This window comes from Chryseobacterium sp. KMC2 (assembly GCF_016756935.1).
Taxonomy (GTDB): Bacteria; Bacteroidota; Bacteroidia; order Flavobacteriales; family Weeksellaceae; genus Chryseobacterium; species Chryseobacterium rhizosphaerae.
The window spans coordinates 26,770-47,839 of the sequence record NZ_JAESIT010000026.1 but is presented as its reverse complement, the minus strand read 5'-3'; the positions used below and the strand labels follow the sequence as shown (position 1 = coordinate 47,839).

At 36.1% G+C, this 21,070-nt stretch carries 21 protein-coding genes; 9 read left to right on the top strand and 12 right to left on the bottom strand.

The window, feature by feature from the left end:
• Positions 1-9: 9 nt before the first annotated feature.
• From dapB to JML65_RS21485, 7 genes are all read right to left on the bottom strand, one after another.
• Entirely contained in the window at positions 10-711 is a 702-nt protein-coding gene (dapB, locus tag JML65_RS21515) for a 4-hydroxy-tetrahydrodipicolinate reductase (protein ID WP_047487008.1), read from the bottom strand.
• A 70-nt stretch (positions 712-781) separates the two neighbouring features.
• A complete protein-coding gene (locus tag JML65_RS21510) occupies positions 782-1,423 on the bottom strand; it encodes a DUF5683 domain-containing protein (RefSeq protein ID WP_047487017.1) in 642 nt (213 codons plus the stop codon).
• Positions 1,423-2,313, bottom strand: a complete 891-nt coding sequence (locus JML65_RS21505; protein WP_047487021.1) for a ParB/RepB/Spo0J family partition protein — start codon at positions 2,311-2,313, stop codon at positions 1,423-1,425. Before JML65_RS21505 ends, JML65_RS21510 begins: the two co-directional genes overlap by 1 nt.
• A 68-nt stretch (positions 2,314-2,381) precedes the next feature.
• Positions 2,382-3,155, bottom strand: a complete 774-nt coding sequence (locus tag JML65_RS21500) for a ParA family protein (RefSeq protein WP_047487023.1) — start codon at positions 3,153-3,155, stop codon at positions 2,382-2,384.
• A 167-nt stretch (positions 3,156-3,322) separates the two neighbouring features.
• Positions 3,323-4,165, bottom strand: coding sequence for a hypothetical protein (locus JML65_RS21495; protein ID WP_047487026.1), 843 nt, complete (start codon positions 4,163-4,165; stop codon positions 3,323-3,325).
• Between the two features lie 188 nt (positions 4,166-4,353).
• Positions 4,354-4,638: a hypothetical protein gene (locus tag JML65_RS21490; protein WP_047487028.1), complete on the bottom strand. Its 285-nt coding sequence runs from the start codon at positions 4,636-4,638 to the stop codon at positions 4,354-4,356.
• A 125-nt stretch (positions 4,639-4,763) separates the two neighbouring features.
• Positions 4,764-6,050 carry an adenylosuccinate synthase gene (locus JML65_RS21485; protein WP_084087835.1) on the bottom strand — a complete coding sequence of 429 codons (1,287 nt, stop codon included), beginning with the start codon at positions 6,048-6,050 and terminating at the stop codon, positions 4,764-4,766.
• Positions 6,051-6,277: 227 nt separating this feature from the next.
• On the opposite strand from JML65_RS21485, the gene JML65_RS21480 reads away from it, so the two are divergent.
• The 4 genes from JML65_RS21480 to JML65_RS21465 all read left to right on the top strand — a co-directional run bounded on the left by JML65_RS21480 (position 6,278) and on the right by JML65_RS21465 (position 9,172).
• Positions 6,278-6,874, top strand: a complete 597-nt coding sequence (locus tag JML65_RS21480) for a hypothetical protein (RefSeq protein ID WP_202272101.1) — start codon at positions 6,278-6,280, stop codon at positions 6,872-6,874.
• 20 nt (positions 6,875-6,894) lie between these two features.
• Positions 6,895-7,824: an alpha/beta fold hydrolase gene (locus tag JML65_RS21475; protein ID WP_202272099.1), complete on the top strand. Its 930-nt coding sequence runs from the start codon at positions 6,895-6,897 to the stop codon at positions 7,822-7,824.
• A 171-nt stretch (positions 7,825-7,995) separates the two neighbouring features.
• The gene (locus tag JML65_RS21470; protein ID WP_202272097.1) at positions 7,996-8,553 is read left to right on the top strand and encodes an AAA family ATPase; all 558 of its coding nucleotides are present in this window, start codon (positions 7,996-7,998) and stop codon (positions 8,551-8,553) included.
• A 100-nt stretch (positions 8,554-8,653) separates the two neighbouring features.
• Positions 8,654-9,172: a HEAT repeat domain-containing protein gene (locus JML65_RS21465; RefSeq protein WP_202272095.1), complete on the top strand. Its 519-nt coding sequence runs from the start codon at positions 8,654-8,656 to the stop codon at positions 9,170-9,172.
• A gap of 208 nt (positions 9,173-9,380) precedes the next feature.
• Here JML65_RS21465 and JML65_RS21460 read toward each other — a convergent pair whose 3' ends face one another.
• The gene (locus JML65_RS21460; RefSeq protein ID WP_202272093.1) at positions 9,381-10,970 is read right to left on the bottom strand and encodes an ABC-F family ATP-binding cassette domain-containing protein; all 1,590 of its coding nucleotides are present in this window, start codon (positions 10,968-10,970) and stop codon (positions 9,381-9,383) included.
• A gap of 472 nt (positions 10,971-11,442) precedes the next feature.
• On the opposite strand from JML65_RS21460, the gene JML65_RS21455 reads away from it, so the two are divergent.
• The 5 genes from JML65_RS21455 to JML65_RS21435 all read left to right on the top strand — a co-directional run bounded on the left by JML65_RS21455 (position 11,443) and on the right by JML65_RS21435 (position 15,175).
• Positions 11,443-11,997 carry a phosphoribosyltransferase gene (locus JML65_RS21455; RefSeq protein ID WP_047487041.1) on the top strand — a complete coding sequence of 185 codons (555 nt, stop codon included), beginning with the start codon at positions 11,443-11,445 and terminating at the stop codon, positions 11,995-11,997.
• 136 nt (positions 11,998-12,133) lie between these two features.
• Positions 12,134-12,712: an adenylate kinase gene (locus JML65_RS21450; RefSeq protein WP_047487043.1), complete on the top strand. Its 579-nt coding sequence runs from the start codon at positions 12,134-12,136 to the stop codon at positions 12,710-12,712.
• 79 nt (positions 12,713-12,791) lie between these two features.
• The gene (gene obgE, locus JML65_RS21445) at positions 12,792-13,775 is read left to right on the top strand and encodes a GTPase ObgE (RefSeq protein WP_047487047.1); all 984 of its coding nucleotides are present in this window, start codon (positions 12,792-12,794) and stop codon (positions 13,773-13,775) included.
• A 188-nt stretch (positions 13,776-13,963) separates the two neighbouring features.
• Positions 13,964-14,452, top strand: coding sequence for a DUF6438 domain-containing protein (locus JML65_RS21440; protein ID WP_047487054.1), 489 nt, complete (start codon positions 13,964-13,966; stop codon positions 14,450-14,452).
• Between the two features lie 99 nt (positions 14,453-14,551).
• Positions 14,552-15,175 carry a porin family protein gene (locus tag JML65_RS21435; protein ID WP_081988945.1) on the top strand — a complete coding sequence of 208 codons (624 nt, stop codon included), beginning with the start codon at positions 14,552-14,554 and terminating at the stop codon, positions 15,173-15,175.
• Between the two features lie 81 nt (positions 15,176-15,256).
• On the opposite strand, the gene JML65_RS21430 is transcribed toward JML65_RS21435, so the two are convergent.
• From JML65_RS21430 to JML65_RS21415, 4 genes are all read right to left on the bottom strand, one after another.
• Positions 15,257-16,966 (bottom strand): T9SS type A sorting domain-containing protein, encoded by a 1,710-nt coding sequence (locus JML65_RS21430; RefSeq protein ID WP_202272091.1) that lies wholly within the window; start codon positions 16,964-16,966, stop codon positions 15,257-15,259.
• Positions 16,967-16,969: 3 nt separating this feature from the next.
• Positions 16,970-18,145: a hypothetical protein gene (locus JML65_RS21425; RefSeq protein ID WP_202272089.1), complete on the bottom strand. Its 1,176-nt coding sequence runs from the start codon at positions 18,143-18,145 to the stop codon at positions 16,970-16,972.
• Positions 18,146-18,225: 80 nt separating this feature from the next.
• Positions 18,226-19,896 carry a T9SS type A sorting domain-containing protein gene (locus JML65_RS21420; protein WP_202272087.1) on the bottom strand — a complete coding sequence of 557 codons (1,671 nt, stop codon included), beginning with the start codon at positions 19,894-19,896 and terminating at the stop codon, positions 18,226-18,228.
• A gap of 14 nt (positions 19,897-19,910) precedes the next feature.
• Positions 19,911-21,053: a hypothetical protein gene (locus JML65_RS21415; protein WP_202272085.1), complete on the bottom strand. Its 1,143-nt coding sequence runs from the start codon at positions 21,051-21,053 to the stop codon at positions 19,911-19,913.
• Positions 21,054-21,070 lie beyond the last annotated feature (17 nt).

The following is a 21,070-nucleotide window of genomic DNA, read 5'->3' as shown; positions in this document are numbered from 1 at the left end:
TGTTACAAATTAAAGCCCTAAAACGTCTTTCATTCCAAAATTCCCTTTCTTGTCTTTAATCCACTCTGCAGCTACTACTGCGCCTAATGCAAAACCGTTTCTGTTAAAAGCTGTATGCTTAATCTCAATTTCATCTACTTCGCTTCTGTAGAACACACTATGGGTTCCCGGTACTTCATCTTCACGTACCGCAAAAATCCCAAGCTGATCTCCCTGAGTTTCTTCCAGTTTCCAGGCTTCAAATTTCGGATTGTTTTTAATAATACCTTCTGCAATGGAAATAGCTGTTCCACTAGGGGCATCTTTTTTATGGATATGATGAATTTCCTCAAGCTGGCAAGAGTATTCATCAACGTTTTTCATAAGATCGGCAAGCTTTTCGTTCAAAGCGAAGAACAGGTTTACTCCTAAACTAAAGTTGGATCCGTATAAGAATGCTGTTCCGTTATCAACAGCTAATTTTTCTATTTCATCTTTTTTCTCCAGCCATCCTGTTGTTCCGCAGATCACAGGAATTTTATTTTCAAGACAAGCTTTAATGTTATCAAAAGCAACTTCCGGAAGGGAAAACTCAATGACAACATCAGGATGATTAAGATTTTCAGCAGTTGGAGTTTCCTTAAGGCGGGCCACTACTTCATGACCTCTTTTTTGTGCGATCTCATCAATGATCTTTCCCATTTTGCCATAGCCAACTAATGCTATTCTCATACTGTTATTTTTATTTTATAATTTACCATAATAGCCATATCGGCTTTATGAGTGTACTTTTTTTTCTGTATTAAAATCTGTAGCTTAAACTTAATCCTGTTTTCGGTTGATCATAACCATACTGGTCCTGGATAACAGCCGGTTTAAAGGATAAATCCGGATCATGTCTGCTTTCATAAAGATGGGCATCTACTACGGCATCTACAATATTAAGGATATAAATTAATCCTGTAATAGCAATAGCATAGTCCCTTTGTCTTTTTGCTCTATCCTGTACATTTCCCAACGCTTTTTTATCCAGCCACGGATGGGTATCTACAAATTCGTTAGGCGTACCGTTAAGTTTAGCAATATAATATTCACGGTATTTTTTATACTGGTTGTCATTCCATACCGCAATACCTACTCCGGCTCCTACAGCTCCCCATACAATGGGAATTTTCCAGTACTTTTTATTGTAATACTGACCTAATCCCGGAAATACGGCTGAATACAGCCCGGCTCTGGTAGGGTTCAGTTTTAATGTCTTTTTGGTAGGTCCATTGGCTTTCTCCAGATCAGCAATGATCTTAGCTTCGGTTTTCCCTGGTTTTAAAACAGGAGGCGTTTCTACTTTCGGAGGACTTTGTATCTGAACAGTATCAATAGGGCTGACTTGTGAATAAGCCAGCACTGTAAGATTCAGGAAAAATGTGAAAAATATTTTCTTCATTATTTAATATGGGACAAAATATATTCCAATTCTTCTTCATTCTTGAAGTCCAGAACAATTTTACCTTTTTTACCATTTCCAGAAGCTTTGATTTCTACTTTTACGTCAAGAATATCAGCAATGGTCTTCTGGGCTCTTTTATAATTATTCGAAAGCTCTGCAGTTACTTTTTTGGCTGCCGGAGATTTTGGATTCTTCAATGCTGTTGCAGCCTGTTCAGCCTGACGAACATTTAATTTTTCTTTGATGATCAAATCAAACAGGATCTGCTGATTTTCTTCATTTTCAAGACTGATGATCGCTCTGCCATGTCCTGCAGAAATCTCACCACTTCTAATGGCATTTTGAATATCCGGATTCAACCTCAACAATCTGATTGAATTGGTAATGGTACTTCTGTCCTTCCCGATTCTCTGGCTAAGGTTTTCCTGAGTAAGACCAATTTCTTCTAAAAGCCTTTGATATGTTAAGGCTATTTCGATAGCATCAAGGTCTTCTCTCTGGATATTTTCAACAAGAGCCATCTCAAGAAGCTCCTGATCATTAACTAAACGGATATAGGCCGGAATAGTTGTTAAGCCTGCAATTTTAGTTGCTCTATAACGTCTTTCCCCGGATATGATCTCAAACTTTTCCCCGTCTTTTCTTAAAGTAATCGGTTGAATTACTCCTAAGTTTTTGATAGACTGGGCAAGTTCATTTAATGCTTTTTCATCAAAATAAGTTCTTGGCTGTGTCGGATTCGGATAGATATCCTCAAGTGCTACTTCTACAATATTTCCAACAAACTTATCTGCTCCCTCATCAGTCGCAGAATTGACACTCGCTTTGGATTCAGCACTTAAAATGGCTCCTAAACCACGTCCCATAGCTCTTTTTTTGTCCTTCATAGATATAATTGATAAATGATGTTTGATAAGTGATGACCAGCATTACTTATGGTCCATTTATTATTAATTTAATTTTTTATTAAATTCTCGTTCTTCAAAAGAACTTCTTCAGCCAACTGAATGTACTGAACGGCTCCTTTACTTTCAGCATCATAATTAAGGATACTTTCTCCGAAACTTGGAGCTTCACTCAATCTTACATTTCTGCTGATAATTGTTTCAAAAACCATTTCCGGGAAGTGTAAATTCACTTCTTCCACAACCTGGTTGGATAATCTTAATCTGCTGTCGTACATCGTCAGAAGAAGACCTTCTATATCAAGATCTTTATTGTGGATCTTCTGAACATTTTTAACGGTATTCAGAAGTTTTCCCAATCCTTCTAATGCAAAATACTCACATTGGATAGGGATAATCACTGAATCTGCAGCGGTAAGGGCATTCACGGTGATCAGACCTAAACTTGGTGCACAATCGATGATGATATAGTCATAATCATCTCTCACACTTGCCAATGCTTTTTTCAGCATGTACTCACGATCTTCTTTGTCTACCAATTCAATTTCTGCTGCTACCAGGTCAATATGTGACGGAACTATATCCAGATTCGGAGTTGCTGTTCTTTTGATACAGGCTCTTGTATCTGCACTATGCTCCAGTAGATTGTAGGTAGAATACTGAACATCTTCTACTCCCAGCCCAGACGTTGCATTTGCCTGAGGGTCAGCGTCGATGATTAATATTTTTTTCTCCAATACTCCTAATGCTGCTGCTAAGTTTACAGCGGTGGTCGTTTTTCCAACTCCCCCTTTTTGATTAGCAATACCTATGATTTTTGCCATTATTAGAACTTTAAGTTTCAAAAATACACTTTTTTCTTTGCTCTCGATGAATGACTAAAATCAAAATTGAGTTAAAATACTGTTAATAAGTGTTTTAACGATTAAAAAAATTATCCACAAAAAAAAATCTTTGTGGATAACTATTTAAAATTCGTTTTCTGTGGCGATTAATCGAACTTCATTGAGATAGGAAATTTGAAATAACTTCTTACGGATTCTCCTTTTTTATTTTTTGCAGGAATCCATTTTCCATTTTTAGAAATTGATTTAATTGTTCTTATCGCTTCATTGTTAAAATCTGCGTTGGTTCCATTAGCTTTTATCCCTGAAATACTTCCATCCATTTCTACAATAAAGGTAATTGTAGTCTTCATGACATCTTCTGCGTCAAATCCTGAGCTGTCAAAGTTGTTCATGACCTTATTTCGGAATGAATCTATCCCACCCATAAAGTTTGCCTCTACACTCAGCTCTGTTTCAATTTTTTTAGGATCTGTTTTTTCTACTATCGGATCTGTTTTAATAGAAGGTCCGGTTCCTCCTCCAATAACCTGAGGGGTAATAGGAGCAACATACGATGTCGTTTCCGTTTCCTTACCCTGTGAAGTCTGTACACTTGCTACTGCATTCACCTTGTCTATTACAGTTGCTTTCTCATTTCTTACAACTGCTTTAGGTTCCGGTAATCTGTTATCATAAGTTTTTACACTAGGAGGCGGAGTAGCCGGTTTTACAATGTGTACGGGTGGATCCTTCTCTGGTGTTTGAACAACCTTGATTATTCTTCTCCCGTCATCAGTTGTTCTAGTCACCATTGTATCTGAATGCATTGCAGAGACTACAAACGGAGTAATTGACACGGCGGCCAACAGGCTTACTCCTACAAAAAGTGCTTTGGTTAATATTCTATCTGATTCGTTTCTTAATGCGTAAGCGCCGTATTCTTTGTTGCGGTGCTCAAAAAGAACTTCGTTGAAGCGAAATTCCTGGTTTTGGTTCAGGTGTTTCATCACAATCTATTTAAACTGTTAATCATTATTAATTCATTAATTCTTATCGATAAGCATTAATTCGATATCAAAATATCTGCCAAAAAATTATCAAAACATCACAATTTTAAAAAAAATTATGATAATCTTTAATTTTAACATTTTCAACTGTTGTAAATATTTAAAAACGACCGTCAAACATATTCTATTTAAGAAAGAATCATCAGGAGAAGAATTAATGTGGATAGCAATCCCAGAGAATTGATGATAATGAAAATAATTGCCTTGATTTTTCTATAGTGCTTAAAGGCAAAAAATAATGCCCCCATATTGAATACAACACTGGCTACCATAAATAAAATGAGCAGTGAGTTACTGATCTTTTTCAATTCAATACCATTGTAAGTAATCAGTAAAATAATATAAGATACCGTAAAAAGCAGGCTGATAAAAATTTTTTTCTGAAACTGACCGGATATATCGTGATCGTGCATATATAAAATTATTTTTAAATTTCTTACTTATACTGACCCGTGATCAGCATGGTTTACAACCTATCCAACAAAAAAAAGAGACTGCCAATAGCAGTCTCTTTCTTATTATATTTTCTAAGGATATATTAGAATAATTCTTTTCTGATAATGTTCTGACTTCTTTCAGGACCTACAGAAACCAAATACACATTGATTCCTAAATACTTCTCGATAAACTCGATGTATTTCTGAGCATTGTCCGGAAGTTCATCATAACTTCTCGCTTTTGTAATATCTTCTCCCCAACCTGGTAAATCCTGGTAGATCGGTTCGTAGTTGTACAATTTCTCTGTTGATGAAGTGAAATAATCGATGATTTTTCCGTCTTCAGTTTTATAATGTGTAACGATTTTAAGGTTTTCAATTCCTGTAAGAACGTCTAATTTCGTAATTACCAGATTATTGATCCCGTTAATCATACAAGCATGCTTTAAAGAAACCAAGTCTAACCAACCTGTTCTTCTTGGTCTACCTGTTGTAGCACCAAACTCACCTCCAATCTGTCTGATTTTTTCTCCCAGCTCGTTATCTAGCTCAGAAGGGAAAGGTCCGTTTCCTACTCTTGTACAGTAAGCTTTTGCTACACCGATCAAGTTTTGAAGTGAAGTTGGTGGAACACCAGCTCCTGTACAAACACCTCCTGTAGATGGAGAAGATGAAGTAACGTATGGATATGTTCCGAAGTCGATATCAAGCATTAACGCCTGAGCTCCTTCAAACAGTACATTTTTACCATCTCTGATCGCTTCGTTCAGCTCTAATTCAGTATCAACGATTCTGTCCTGAAGCTGCTTTCCGATTTCCAAATATTCGTTGTAGATTTCTTCAACGTCTAAAGTTGGTTTTCCGTAATATTTTTCAAATAGAGAGTTCTTAACTTTTAAGTTCTTCTCAATTTTATCTCTTAAAATTTCAGGATTTAAAAGGTCTACCATTCTGATCCCGACTCTTGCAATTTTATCTTCATAGCAAGGTCCGATTCCTTTTTTGGTAGTTCCGATCTGAGTTCCTCCGTGCTCCTCTTCACGGTAAGTATCCAAAAGGATGTGGTAAGGCATAATTACATGCGCTCTTCTGCTGATAAAGATATGATCTGATCTTAAGCCTTTGCTCTCAATCTGACCAACTTCTTTAATGAAAGATTTAGGGTTTACCACTACACCATTCGCAATGATACATTTCCCTTTGCATTGAAGAACTCCTGAAGGAAGAAGGTGTAGAACGAATTTTTCATCACCCACATAAACCGTGTGACCAGCGTTGTCTCCACCCTGGAAACGTACTACATAGTCCGATTTTGCTGATAAAACATCCGTGATTTTTCCTTTGCCTTCATCTCCGTACTGAAGACCTACAACTACATAAGTTGACATATTTTACTTTTGTTTTTAGATTCGTGCAAAATTACTTTTAAAAAATTGGGTGAGCAAATTCTAGGTGGATTTTATTTTGGGGTGGGGTGAAAATCATAGCATTGAAGAAGGACCTGAGGTCAATTTATTTTTAGCTGATATTTTCTATAATTTATTTTCAACAATGCACTATATTTACTCTCCATATACATCTTCAGAGCAGTAACCCATCTTAAATTCCTATCGTCATGACCGCAAAATGTAAGATACTAGCCTTATTTTTCTTAATTAGTTTGTTTTCTTTGAAAGCTCAGAGTACAGGTAAAGTGAATGACTATCTCAATATCCCAGGCCCGATAAAACTTGATCAAAAAACATACAACCTAGTTTGGAGCTCGCATCCTAATGAAAATTATTTCAAACAAGAATATCTAAATTCAAATGAAGATCTCAAAAAGTATACTCGTTTAGTTATGATTGACTTCATAAAAGGAGACTATGCTCTCAAAGATATTATTGATCAAAAAGTCAGTGAATTACAGGAGCTAAAAAAAACTAATCCTGTTGTAAATTATCAAGTTCTTGAAAATAATGGAGAATATATTTTAGACTTCATTATTAGTGAAAATTCAAAGGATGGCAAAGAAATATTGATCGCAGAGAGGAATATTTATCGTTATAAATTAATTACCGAAAACAATAACAAAGGTATTTTACTTTTCGCAGTAAGCGAAAGAGGATACAAAGAAAATATGAATGTTTTTTTCAATAACTTAAAGAATAATTCTTCTAAATTAATTGAAATTGTGGGTAATTATAAATTACCCGAGATACAGTTAAAATAATATAACATTACACAAGTAGTATGACATCATCATCAAAATCAGCCTATTTACCTTCAAATCTAAATACTGAGTCTAAACTTTTCTCTACTCTGTTTTCTCCAGAAATAATAAAAGCTACTCTATTAATTGTTCATGGAATGCAGGAACACAGCGGAAGATATGCTGAGATTGCAGAATACTTTGCGGCTCATGGAATTGCTGTATTGACTTATGACCATCTGGGACATGGAAAATCTGTAAAAGAGAAAAAAGATATCGGATTTTTTCAGCTTGAGAAACCGGATGAAAGATTAGTAGCCGATGCAGAGATGATGGCTGATTACCTTGCAGAACAATATCCTGATGTTCCTCATTTTATTTTGGGACATTCAATGGGTTCTTTTATTACCCGCTGCCTTCTTCAAAAAGCCAGCAGTACATTTGCAGGAGCTATTATTACAGGTACAGGAGGTCCTTTACCCGGAATCAATATATTAAGAGGTTATTTGTCTTTAGCCAATAGTATAGCACCTCACCATCGTACTGTTTTGAACTCAATATTTACTAAGGTCAACAATAAGCAGTTTGTAAAGGATCAGGATTTTGGAGATACAAGCTGGCTGAGTATTAACCCACAAAACAGACGTAATTTTGAACAGGATGAACTTTGTGGAATTCCATTCACGAATAATGCCTTCTACACTTTATTTAGTGTTTACAAAAAGGCTACCGCAAGAAACTGGGCTGATTCAATTTCCAGGTCTTTTCCTTTTTTATTTGTAAGCGGCCAGGATGATCCAATCGGGGATTTCAGTAAAGGAGTGAGGTATACTGTTGATCATTTAAAGTCTGATGGTTTTCAGGATGTGAGTCAGGAGATCTATCCCGGTATGCGCCATGAAATTCTGAATGAGGAAATCAGAGAGGAAGTTCTGAATACTGTCTGTGACTGGGTTTTCAAGCATTCATAGATGCTATTCTCGCTGATAATACAGATTCAGCAGACTTCTAAATCAATATTCACTACTTCACAAAATGCGTACAGCTTTTTTTGTAATATATTCTTTAAACTCTTTCAGAAAGATAACTTCATATGAGCTGCTTTTTTAAGATTAAAGATTAAACATTGAAAATAAAAAAACATGAGAATACATATTTTCGGAGCATCTGGGTCTGGGGTGACAACATTAGGAAAGGCATTATCTGAAAAAATCGGTATTGAATATATTGACAGTGATGATTTTTTCTGGCTTACCACCCATATCCCTTTTACTGAAAAACAAAACCCGGAAATCAGAAACAACACCCTATCCGAAAAACTACACACTACCAGAAACTGGATCTTTGGCGGTTCTATCATTCATTGGGGAGATGATGTATTCCCTCCATTTGATTTGATTGTATTTCTTTATCTGCCTCCTGAAATAAGAATGGAAAGACTGAGAAAAAGGGAATATGAAAGATATGGTGAAGAAATTATCACTAATCAGGAAAGAGCCCAAAAGTTCCACGAGTTTATGGATTGGGCTAAAGATTATGACCACAACACCGGTATTGCCAATAGAACGTTAAAAGCCCACCTGGAATGGTTGTCCGGTATAAACACCCCACTGATTGAGCTCTCAGGAGATTATGAGCTTTATCAAAAGATGGACATCATTTTGGATAAAATAAAACAAAGAAACTTGCAGGTACAATAATTTATCTGTGAAATTGCTTCGCTTTGCTCGCCATGACAAAGGTGATGTTACTTTCAGAAGAATTCCTAAATTAGAACGCTGAAAAAACAAAATTAAAAACATGACGATAGAAGAACTTATTAAAGATAAGACGATAAAAGCAAAAGAAAAAACAGGCCTTATCAGTCAATGGATTCTTGACAAGTCTTTACCTCTTGATGAATTAATTGCTTTTGCCGAAAAATCAAAAGATCCAGTAAAGGCAACCTGCATAGAGGCCATAGAATATGCAACCAAGCAGAATCCTGGTATGGCAGATGAAACAGCATTTGCATTTGTCACCACCACCCTTACCGAAAAAGCTCCCAGAATAAAATGGGAAAGTGCCAAAGTAATAGGCAATACCGCTCATCTGTTTTCCGATCAATTAGACCAATCCATCACTAATCTGCTTGTCAATACAGAACATGAAGGAATTGTTGTCCGATGGAGTGCCGCATTTGCCCTCGGTGAAATTTTGAAAATGAAAACCCAGCACAACACCACTCTCCTCCCTACCCTCGAAAATATCAGTGAGAAAGAAGAGAAAAACAGCATCAAAAAGATATATCTGGATGCTATTAAAAAGACAAAAAAATAATATTTTGAATATAAAAAATCCTGGATATATTTTCCAGGATTTTTCTTTAGGTTTTGGCTAAAGCCAATTGGATTTATTATCTTAATGATGAATGGGCTAAAGCCCATTCCTATTGAATATTTTCTTTGTCATTAGAATAAAATATCACCTTTTTTATCGATGAATAAACATCTGCAAAATCTGTGTGATCTGTCGGAAATTAAAATAATCAAATCAATACCACTTCCCTATCCATCCCAATTTCCTTCAGGAAAACCTCATCATGAGAAACCACCACCAGTGTTCCATGATAGTCTTTAATGGTATTCGTTAAAATGTCTACATTCTGAAGATCCAGATTATTGGTGGGTTCATCAAGAACGATCATATCCGGTGTTTTGTTACTGATCGAAAGTCCACATAATAAAACTCTCAGACGCTCCCCTCCGCTTAACACTCCACATTTTTTATCCCAGGTTTCCTTTCCAAACAAAAATCTGGATAATAAAGTTTTCACCTCAGATTCCTGAAGTGCCGGATCATTGAATTTTTGGACAAAATCATAGATACTCAAATCACCTTCAATAAGAGAGTATTCCTGATCCACATAAATACTGTTAAATTCGGCTTTAAAAATCTTACCCTGATAAGGTTCTGCATTTCCAAGCAAGAGCTTTATCAGACTCGTTTTTCCAGACCCGTTCTGCCCTTTCAGTGAAATTCTTTCTCCACTTCGGATCTCAAGATTTAGATTTTCTTGCCACAGTTTTTCACTTCCATAGCTGAAATTCACGTCTTCCAATGTAATTAAAACTTTACCGGAATGTAGGCTGGAGTCATTGAAAGTTACTTTCATCTGATCAGAATTCTTTAAGGATGAACGCAAATCTCTCAGGTTCCCGGAAATACCACTGATTTTTTCAGCGTGAATATTTTTCAGTTTTGAGGTATTTTTCTCGGCGTTATTCCGAAGGGTATTCATCATAATTCTGGCGACACCGGACTTTTCCTGCTTCTGTTTTCCTCTGGCATCAAGCTTCTGTTTTCGTTCCAGTGTTTCCCGTTCTTTCTCTTTGGCTTTTTTTAAAGCGCGCTCTTTGGCATGAATATCATTATGTAAAGCCTCCTCTTCAATTTCTTTTTGCTGGATATAAAAGTCATAGTTTCCTCCATAGGTGGCAACCCCCTGATTGCTTAATTCAAAAATAGTGTCCACCAGATTCAGGAGTGTCCTGTCATGGCTTACCATAATAACGGTAGCATTTGTCTTATCAATCATATCGTACAATAATTTTCGGCCTTCCAGATCCAAATGGTTGGTAGGTTCGTCCAATACGATGATCTCCGGCTGATTGATCTGAATTCCGGCAAGGAAAACTTTGGTCTTTTGTCCTCCGCTTAAACTTTCAAGCTTTTGGTTGAGTCCAAAATCCTCAAGTCCCCAGTAGTGTAAAGCATTTTGGCTCCGTTCCTCGAGGTCCCAGTCGTCATTCAGGATTTCAAAATACCTTTCGTCAACGTCTCCCTCTGTTATTTTCTGAAGAGCATTTAGTTTTTGATCTATCTTGAGGCATTCTGCAATAGTAAGGTCATTACAATTTCCAAACATTTGTGGAACATAGAAAATATCACCCTGGATATTTATATTTCCGTTTAATGGCTGTAATTCCTCAGCAATAAGCTTCAGTAAGGTAGATTTCCCCATGCCGTTACTTCCCACTAAAGCAGATTTTGTTTGAGATGGTATCGTTATATTGATATGATTAAATAGCAGGTCTCCTCCCGGAAACCCAAAGGATATGTGATGTAGTAAAATCATGATTTCTTTCTTAAAATAATTAGGTAAACAACAGCAACTCTTTGGTTACTGCCTGATCAAGTCTGAAAGAAATTATATCCTACATGTCCGTATATTGGGTTTTGTAAGAACAAATATAGTGATTTCCCGCCATTTCTTTATTTTGCTGTCTAAAGAATCAAGTATAAACTTTCGGGTCCACACTAAAATACAATCTATTCTTTATACATCTTAAACTGATAAGAATCATCTGCTGGCTTATTATTTACTTTTCTTCCATACATTAAACAGTCTATTCTTTCACATGGATAAAATGCATTTTCTCAATGCTATGACTTGCTATATACTTAAGAACTTTATCGGTTATCGTTTAAACAGGCTCCATGATCATATGAACTCTGTAGCTTTCAAATCTTCAAAACTCTCAAACTCATAAAAACAGGAAAGTATTTTAATCAAAAATCCGTAACTTTGCCAACTACTAAAAATTTTTATGGAAAGCATTAAAGTTCACGACAAAACTTTCGTTCCTTATTTGAAGGACGCCGAGATTCAGGAAATTGTAAAAGAGACAGCGTTAAGAATTTATGAAGATTACAAGGATGAAGTTCCTGTTTTCATTGGCGTATTGAACGGAGTAATCATGTTCTTCTCAGATCTATTAAGGTATTACCCAGGTGAATGCGAAATTGCTTTCATTCAAATGAGTTCTTATGTGGGAACTGAGTCTACAGGGATTGTTTACCAAAAAATGGAATTGACTAAAGATGTAAGAGACCGTCACATTATTCTTGTTGAAGATATTGTGGATACAGGAAATACAGTGGAAAGTCTTTTCAAATACTTTAAGGAAACACAGCGCCCTAAATCTGTAAAACTGTCAAGCTTCTTACTGAAACCTGAGATTTACAAAAAAGATTTCAAATTGGATTATATTGGAAAGGAGATTCCAAATAAATTCGTTCTTGGTTATGGATTGGATTATGATGAACTAGGAAGAAACCTTCCTAATTTGTATCAGTTGGAAGACGGTCAAATCAACCATTAATGCCTATAGCTATTAGCTACTGGCTTTTAGCTTTAAATATTAAATCGAAATAAAAGTAAAATATTAACTAAATAAAGCTAAAAGCAAGAAAGCAAGCCAGACGCAAAATGCCAATTGCCGGAAGCGAATCAAAATTATGATAAACATTGTTCTGTTCGGCCCTCCAGGAAGTGGAAAAGGAACACAAGCTCAAAACTTAATCGAGAAATTCAATTTAAAGCAAGTTTCAACAGGTGATCTTTTCAGATACAATATGAAAAATGATACTGATCTTGGAAAACTGGCAAAGTCTTACATCGATAAAGGAGAATTGGTTCCGGATCAGGTAACAACAGATATGCTGATTGATGAGATCAGAAAACCTACCGATACCAGCGGTTTTATTTTTGATGGTTATCCAAGAACTACCGCTCAGACGGAAGCTTTGGAAAAAATAGTTAAAGAAGAACTGAATGACAAGATTGACATCTGTCTTGCATTGGTGGTAGAAGATAAAATTTTGGTTGAAAGACTTCTGAAAAGAGGAGAAACCAGCGGTAGATCAGACGACAGCAATGTAGAGATCATCGAAAACAGAATTAAAGAATATTATTCTAAAACGGCAGAAGTAGCCGAACTTTACAAGCAGCAGGGAAAATATGTGGAAGTAAATGGTGTAGGAGAAATTGATGAGATTTCACAAAAGCTTTTTGCTGAGGTAGAGAAAATTAAATAAGGATTTAGGATTTAGGGATTAGGATTTAGCATCGTTAAATATCTGTTCCCTAACCCCTAAGGCCTAAACCCTAAAAATTATGTCAAACTTTGTAGATTACGTAAAGATTCATTGTAAAAGCGGACATGGAGGAGCAGGTTCTGCCCACCTAAGACGTGAAAAATATATTCCTAAAGGAGGTCCTGACGGTGGTGACGGAGGTCGCGGCGGACATGTCATCATGAGAGGGAATGCACAAGAATGGACTTTACTTCCACTTCGATACACGCGTCATATAAAAGCAGAGCGTGGTGAAAATGGAGCAAAAAACCAGCTTACCGGAGCTGATGGTTCTGATATTTATATTGATGTTCCCATTGGAACTATCGCTAAAAATGAAGAAGGAGAAATCATCGGGGAAATCCTTGAAGATAAGCAGGAAATTATTTTGATGCTGGGTGGAAAAGGTGGAAAAGGAAACGAACATTTCAAATCATCGACCAATCAAACTCCTAGATATGCTCAACCTGGAATGGATGGTGAGGAAGGCTATGTTGTTTTCGAACTTAAAATTTTGGCAGATGTAGGTTTAGTTGGATTTCCCAATGCTGGAAAATCTACTCTTTTAGCATCTGTTTCTGCAGCAAAGCCTAAAATTGCAAACTATGCTTTTACCACTTTAACTCCCAACTTAGGAATTGTAGACTACAGAAATTACAAATCATTTGTAATGGCTGATATTCCTGGGATTATTGAAGGAGCAGCTGAAGGAAAAGGATTAGGACACAGATTCCTGAGACATATTGAAAGAAATTCAATTCTTTTATTTTTAATTCCTGCAGATTCTGAAGATCACTACCAGGAGTTTAAAATTCTGGAAAATGAGCTGGTAGAATATAATCCTGAACTATTGGATAAAGATTTCATTATTTCCGTTTCTAAATCCGATCTTTTGGATGATGAGCTGAAAAAAGAAATTGCAGCAGAATTTCCTGAAAACAGACAGCCGTTATTTTTCTCCGGTGTTACAGGAGAAGGTCTGGTAGAGCTGAAAGATGCTATCTGGAAGAAACTACATGGATAAAATACTGTTTGAATTCATCGGTCTTACTTTTACAAAGTAGATTACAACAAAATAAATAACCCCGGAATTTTTTCCGGGGTTTTGTTTTGGTCTCAATTTCCATTCTGTTATTGGAAGTAAGATTCCACAGGAACCAGAGAAAAAATCCTTTTGGAACAATTATTGAGAGATGTTCAGAAATTTAAACTATGAAATATATCCTGAGTTTTTGTGCCCTAGTACTCATATTTTCATGTACTTCTCAAAAAGTAAATTCGAAGTACTCAACCGTTGAATATGAAGCCACTCCCTGTTTCGGCTTTTGTCCTGTTTTTAAAATGACAATCCAGCCGGATAGAACCGCAGTTTTTGAAGCAGAACACTTTAATTTCAGTGAAAAGCCTTCAAAAGATGAGTTTTCCAATCCGAGAGAGGGAACTTTTACAGGAACCATTAAAGAGGAGGATTACCATACATTACTCAAGTTACTGGATGGTTTAGAGGTAAAAAATCTAAAAGATAAATATGGCGAAAAAAATATTACAGATCTCTCCACTTCTTATTTAAGGATTAATTTTAGTGATGGAACTTCTAAAAATATACAGGATTACGGAAAGCGGGGAAATGAGAAACTGTCTAAAGTTTATCATTTTTTTGAAGACCTCAGAAAAAATCAACACTGGACTAAAGTAAAATAGTTCCGGGTAACGATATTTAAATTATTTTTGCACAAATAATTCCTTCATCTGGGAGGAATTATTTTTTTTATAAAAACATTAATCATTTAATTCAAAAAAATGAAGAAGAACATTTTATCTGCAATATTATTTGCAGTATCTACTGTGGTATGCGCCCAAAGCTCGAGTATGAGTTTTGGTGTAAAAGGTGGGTACACGTTATCCAGTATGAAGTTTTTTGACGCAAAATTAGATTCAAAATCCTATTTCTATGTAGGCGCTGTGGCAGAGCAGGCACTATCTCCAAAATTTGCAGTACAGGCTGAAGTTCTTTATACCCAACTGGGAGGTAAGGAATCATACCCCTGGACCCAATTAGTAGGGAATGAAGTAGTAAATATGGGAGATATGAATTTTGAATACCAGATGAATCAGATACAGGTTCCAATTTCTGCAAAGTATTATTTTATTCCTAATCTTTCGGCTTCTGTAGGAATGAACATTGGAATCAATGTTTCAACAAAGATAAAAACAAGCAGCCTTTTCAGTGATACGGCTAAAGATAATTATGCCGGAGCAAAAACGATCAATCTCTTTCCTTTCTTAGGAGCTGAATATAAAATTAATGATCAGTTTTTTGTAGATGCCCGTTATCATTTTGATTTTATAGAAACCAATAAAAGTCAGCACGTCCCTACGAAAGTTGGTTTTTTACAGGCTGGTGTAGGATATAGGTTTAAATAGAACATTCTCCTTTACTGATTACAATACAAATGGCTGCCCTTATAATAGGCAGCCATTATTTTTGATAAAGGAAAATTCAATTTATTTTTTAATAAACTGTTTCGTGGTCACACCGGTTTCGGTTTTGATTCTGATCATATATGATCCGGACGGAAGACTTCTTACATCCACTGTATTACGGTTTAAAGTAATATTTACTTTTTTACCTGAAATATCAAATACCTCAACTTCACTGATTTTTGCTGATGTTTTAATGTTTAGCACGTCTGTAGCCGGGTTAGGGAACAATTCAACATTAGTTTTCTGCTCCATTCTTTCCTTCTTATCCAGTTCTAAAAACATTACCTTTGGCTCATGTTGAGCCTGCCCGCTTCTTTGTAACATTTCAGGTTTTCTGCAAGGAGCAATAAAGGCATGATACCTGGATCCTATTTCCATAGATGTTCCCGGTAAAAGATTAATGCTTCCGCCGGATTGCATGGTAATATCATGTTTAGAACCCAAAATATATCTATCCTTAGTGGTGATCTTCTTACCAATTTCATAATAATGAGACATATTAGGCTCAGTAGTCAGTACCAGATTCTCTATACACGGGGAACCTTCAGAGCTTTCTTTCATAGGAAGTAATTGGGGCAGCCCATACTGAGTTTGTCCGTTTCCTAAATGTACAGCATTGAAATCCACACTCATGTTGGGACCATATACGTCAGGATTTATCACTTTACCTAAAAATGAGCTAAATGATTTACTTACATACACCTCTCCATATTTATTTCTCTGAAGAGTCATACCTGTGTGAAGCGGTGCGTTGGTTTCAGTATAAATTTCCGTATGCAGCACATTGGAAGATGTAGAATTTACCAGATCAACAGCATGGATGTTTTCATAGCCCAGGAATAATACAGAGGCGTCCTTATTAAATTCGGGAACATATGCTCTCAATCCATTTATCTGCAAGGAAAAATCATTCGTAAGCTGCCCTGTAGAGGAATTGAATGAATAAACTTTATTAACATAATAATCCGGCGATGGATATGGATTTAGTGAATCAGACCAAAAAGAAATGCAGATATAATGAGAGTAGATACCATTATTAAGTCTTGGAGACTGTCTCACACTAAAATATTTATAAACGCCAAAAGTTACCGGGAAATTGAGATTACTTATAATTGGTGCTCCATTAGCAAACCCTTGATTACTCAGCTTATAACTGTAAAGCTTTGTTCCGTTTGGAATTAAAACCCAGAAAGACTGATCGGTGCCATTAGGAATAATAGTTACCGCTTCTGAATCAAACTGATTCCCTAAATTATCCAATACTGTAATATCTTTAGCCCCTGGCAGCACATCTCCAAGCGGAGATCCGTTAGCACCTATACTCCCTAAAGTCATGTCAACAATTGAGTAACTTATATAAAATGAGCTCCCAGCATTTTCCCCTGTTGTAAAAACATAATACTGATTATCATTTGCCGGATTTTTTACTATGGCAAGCTGTTGGGCACTTTCATTTTGCTGTGTGATCAAAGTACCATTAGGCATCACCTGATTCTGCCTGTTCCAAATCTTTTGACCATTCATATAAAAAAGAAGCTTTCCGCTTGCATCACTTGCGGTACCACAACTTTCAAGAGCTTTCATATTACTGTTATTTACAGCAACAGGAGTAGAAGATGAAAAGTTGAGTGCCGCATTATTTCCAAAATACCAGTTATCATTTTCGCCCTGAGCAAATACCATATTGACTCCAAAACCTAGTAGTAATAAGAGAAAAAATTTCGTTTTCATAGGCTATTGTTTAGAAGAATTAACCTGTTTTTTCAATGTTTCAATTTCCATTTTTTGAGCTTTTAATTCTTTATTCTGATCAATTAAATGCAGCGTAAGTTCTTCTACTTTTTTCAGCAAAAGAATATTCATTTCTTTAAGCTCAATCCCATTTTTTATGGCTTCTTCAGTAGTAGGAACTTCCGGTAAATGCCCATTTTTATCGATAAACTGTGCCAGATCATTCAAAGGCATCAGCTTATAGTCTTTTTCAAAAACATAGTCTGCCCATCCGTTATTGGCAGCAATATCTACTTTTACTCTTTCTGTTCGGATTCCTTCTTTTACAAACAGTTTATATTTCTGACCATCAGGAGCAATGCCATCGGCAGGAAGCTGAGTCGTAAACTGTCCTATACCAATAGTTCCATTATTTCCTACAATCCAGTTTCCGATATTCAGTTCATTTTGAGGCGAAGACATATAGGGCGTAATAAAATTTCCGATAAAAATATTATTATCCCCTGAAAGAATGGCTTTGGCATTGGAAGAACCAACTGCTATATTATTAGTACCACCTGCCAGGCTTACCAAAGAGCTTGTGCCCACTACCGTATTATTCTTTCCGGCAGTTAAATACCTTAATGCATCCCAGCCAATCCCTACGTTATAATCCCCGGTTAAAGATCCTGATCCCATCACGCTATTTCCTATACCTACATTTCCTGTCCCCTGTTTAAAATATTCCAATGAATTCATTCCCACTGCAACATTCATTGTAGCATCTATGGTATGCCTCATACTATTCTGTCCTACAGATACATTATTATCTCCACTGCTGATTGATGACATGGCATTATTTCCCAAAGCCGTATTACCATTACCTGTTGTATTTTGGGTTAGAGATCCCATTCCAAAAGCTGTATTAGATGACCCCGATGCATTATCCGTTCCACCTCCAAAAAAAAGGTTTTTATCCCAAACCATACCTGGCGATGTAACATTAAAAAATATAAACCTCCCATTAGGAGTAATCTTCATTTTCTCTGCATTGTTTGTTTTAAAGACTAAGGATTGGTTATCCGTGGTTCCAATAAAGTTAGTTCCAGGAGTTGTCCCCCCATTTCCTGTTAAATTCCATGATTGAGCATTTGCTGTAAAACCTGCTACTACAGCAAGTAAAAAAATTGTTTTCTTCACAATAAAAAGTTTTTATGATTTATTTAGTTATTTAAGATTCATGCACATTGAATATGATCTTACAATGAATATTGTTTGTTTTAATTAACAATGATTTTTTTGGTTATTTTCTTTCCTTTTTCCAAAGTGATATTTAAAAGATAGGCTCCTTTAATCATTGATTTCACCTCTATTTTCTCCCCATTGCCTTTTAGTACTATTTTTCCTGATAGATCATATATCTCCCATTCAAGCACTTTAGACCTAGTATCAATTTTAATAAAATCTGATGCCGGATTAGGGTAAATATTAATCGAGCTTTCCTCCGGGGTTTCTCTTAAGTCTAATGTCAAAGAAATTTTTTGATTGCTTACCGCCGCTGAAGCTCTTTGCATTTTCCCTGCAAGTACCTCACACGGAGCAATTGTCGCAAAGAAATCTGATCCAGTTTTAATCTCTGTATTGGGCAGCAGGCTAATATAATTCTCTGCTTTCATAATAATGGATTGATTAGTATGATCTACAGTATAATTATTAGAAGTAATAATATAGTTGTTCACGGAATAGGTATGGCCGCTATAAGTTTCCGGATTCTGCAGTGCAAGATCAATTATACATTCTGTTGCTCCTGCATTGGATAAATATACGTTTTGAGGCAATCCTAGATAAGTCAGCTTCCCTTTTAAATCAATTGCATTAAGGTTAACACTGCTTCCCCCGTAATTATCAGGGTTATTAATTTTACTTAGATAGCCATAATGTGGAGTACTTAAATAGATATCGGTATTGGATATATTCCTTTGTATTCCGTAGAAATTTATTCCCGGCGCTCCGGAATATATCTGGTTATAGACAGGGAAACTGGTAGATGCTCCTAAATTGATGGCATATATTTTATCCCTTCCCAGATACATTATTTTCCCATAAGAACTGAATTCTGAAATATAGGATATAGAGGTATTAACATCCAATGAAAAATGATTGGTAATCTGCCCTGTGGAGCGTTCAAAAGAATAAACCTTGTTCATATAGTAATTAGAGGGAATCCACATATTTAGTGAAAGATAATTGGTAAACCCTTTTCCATAATCAATTTGAGGTGATACTTTTATTCCAAAGTATTTTGTTTCATCCAATGGACTTGACAGCCCCAAACCGCTTACAACAGGAACCGGATTAAATCCTGATGCTGATAGTCTATAGCTGTATAAAGTATTACCATTAGGTACCAGAATCCAAAACGAATAGGTATCAGCATGGTCTTCGATAGTGATTGCTTCCGTTTTAATTTTATTACCGCTGGAATCAAGAATAGGTATTCTTTTAGCATTGGTTAAAACTTTTCCCAGCGGATGTCCGTCTCCACCTATGTCTCCCTGGTTCATATCAACAATTGTATAAGCAACATAGCTACCTGGGGTACTTATTTCTGCTGCTGTAAAAACATAATACTGTCCAGGATAAGCCGGATTTTTTGCGATGACCAGCTGCTGTGTAGAGAGCCCCCCACCTATAGATGAGCCATTCAGCATGACCTGATGTTGCCTATTATAAATATCAACTCCATTGGTATAAAACAGTAACTTCCCATTTTTATCACTTACAGTACCTACTGCTTCTTCAGCATACATTTGACTATCCGTGAGGGCTGTTGGTGTAGGTCCGCTGAAGTTGACCCCTGCATATTGTCCGAAATACCAGTTATCATTTTCACCCTGGGCAAAAGATAAAAGCGGTACAATCAATACTAATATTACATATATTCTTTTCATATATTGATTTTATATTATTTCATCTTTTTTTCCAGAGCTTCGATTCTTTTCTGTTGCTCAAGGGTATACAATGTCAGTTCTTCAATCTTTTTCAGCAAAAGAATGTTCATTTCTTTTAGTTCAATTCCATTTTTAATGGCCTCTTCTGTAGTAGGAACTTCTGGTAGATGCCCATTTTTATCAATAAACTGAGCCAGATCGTTCAAAGGCATCAACTTATAATTTTTTTCAAAAACATAGTCTGCCCACCCATTATTGGCTGCAATATCTACTTTCACTTTCTCTGTTCGGATTCCATCCTTTACAAAAAGTTTATATTTTTGTCCGTCAGGAGCAATTCCGTCTGCAGGAAGCTGAGTGGTGAACTCACCGATACCTATTGTTCCATTATTTCCTACAATCCAGTTTCCGATGTTCAGCTCATTTTTGGGAGAAGTGGTATTGTAGGGAACAATCTTGGTCCCAATAAAAATATTATTTTCACCAGAAGTAATCTGCGCCGCATTAGAATATCCAATTCCTATGTTATTATTTCCTTTAACAAAAGCTCTGTATGAGTCTCCTCCAAGTATCACATTATAATTTCCCTGATTGGCATATCTTAATGCACTGGAGCCTAGTGCTATATTAAAATCTCCCTTTAAATTACCCGATCCCATGGCAGCAGCTCCAATACCAACATTATTATTCCCACCTTGAAAGTTTTCCAGTGCATTCATTCCCACAGCAGTATTAGAATTTCCTACCACACTGTTTCTCATAGAATTAAAACCCACCGCAACATTAAATAGCCCATTGGTCATTAATGATATTGCATTGTTACCAATGGCTGTATTTCCGCCACCTTCTGTAAGCTGGGTAAGCGCACCCATTCCGAATACAGCATTATTAGTGGTCAAAGGATTATCCATTCCTCCTCCGAAAAAAAGGTTTTTATCCCATACCTGTCCTGGTGTTGCAATATTGTAAAATGTAAACCTTCCGTCCAGGCTTATTCTCATCTTCTCTATATTATTTGTTTTAAAAACAAGAGGCTGGGTATCTGATGTTCCTATAAAATTTGTACCGGGAATAGTTGATGCATTTCCAGTTAGGCTCCATTGGGCATTAGCTGTTAAACTGAAAACAGCAGCAAGTAAAACGATTGTTTTTTTCATGGTTAAAAGTTATCTGG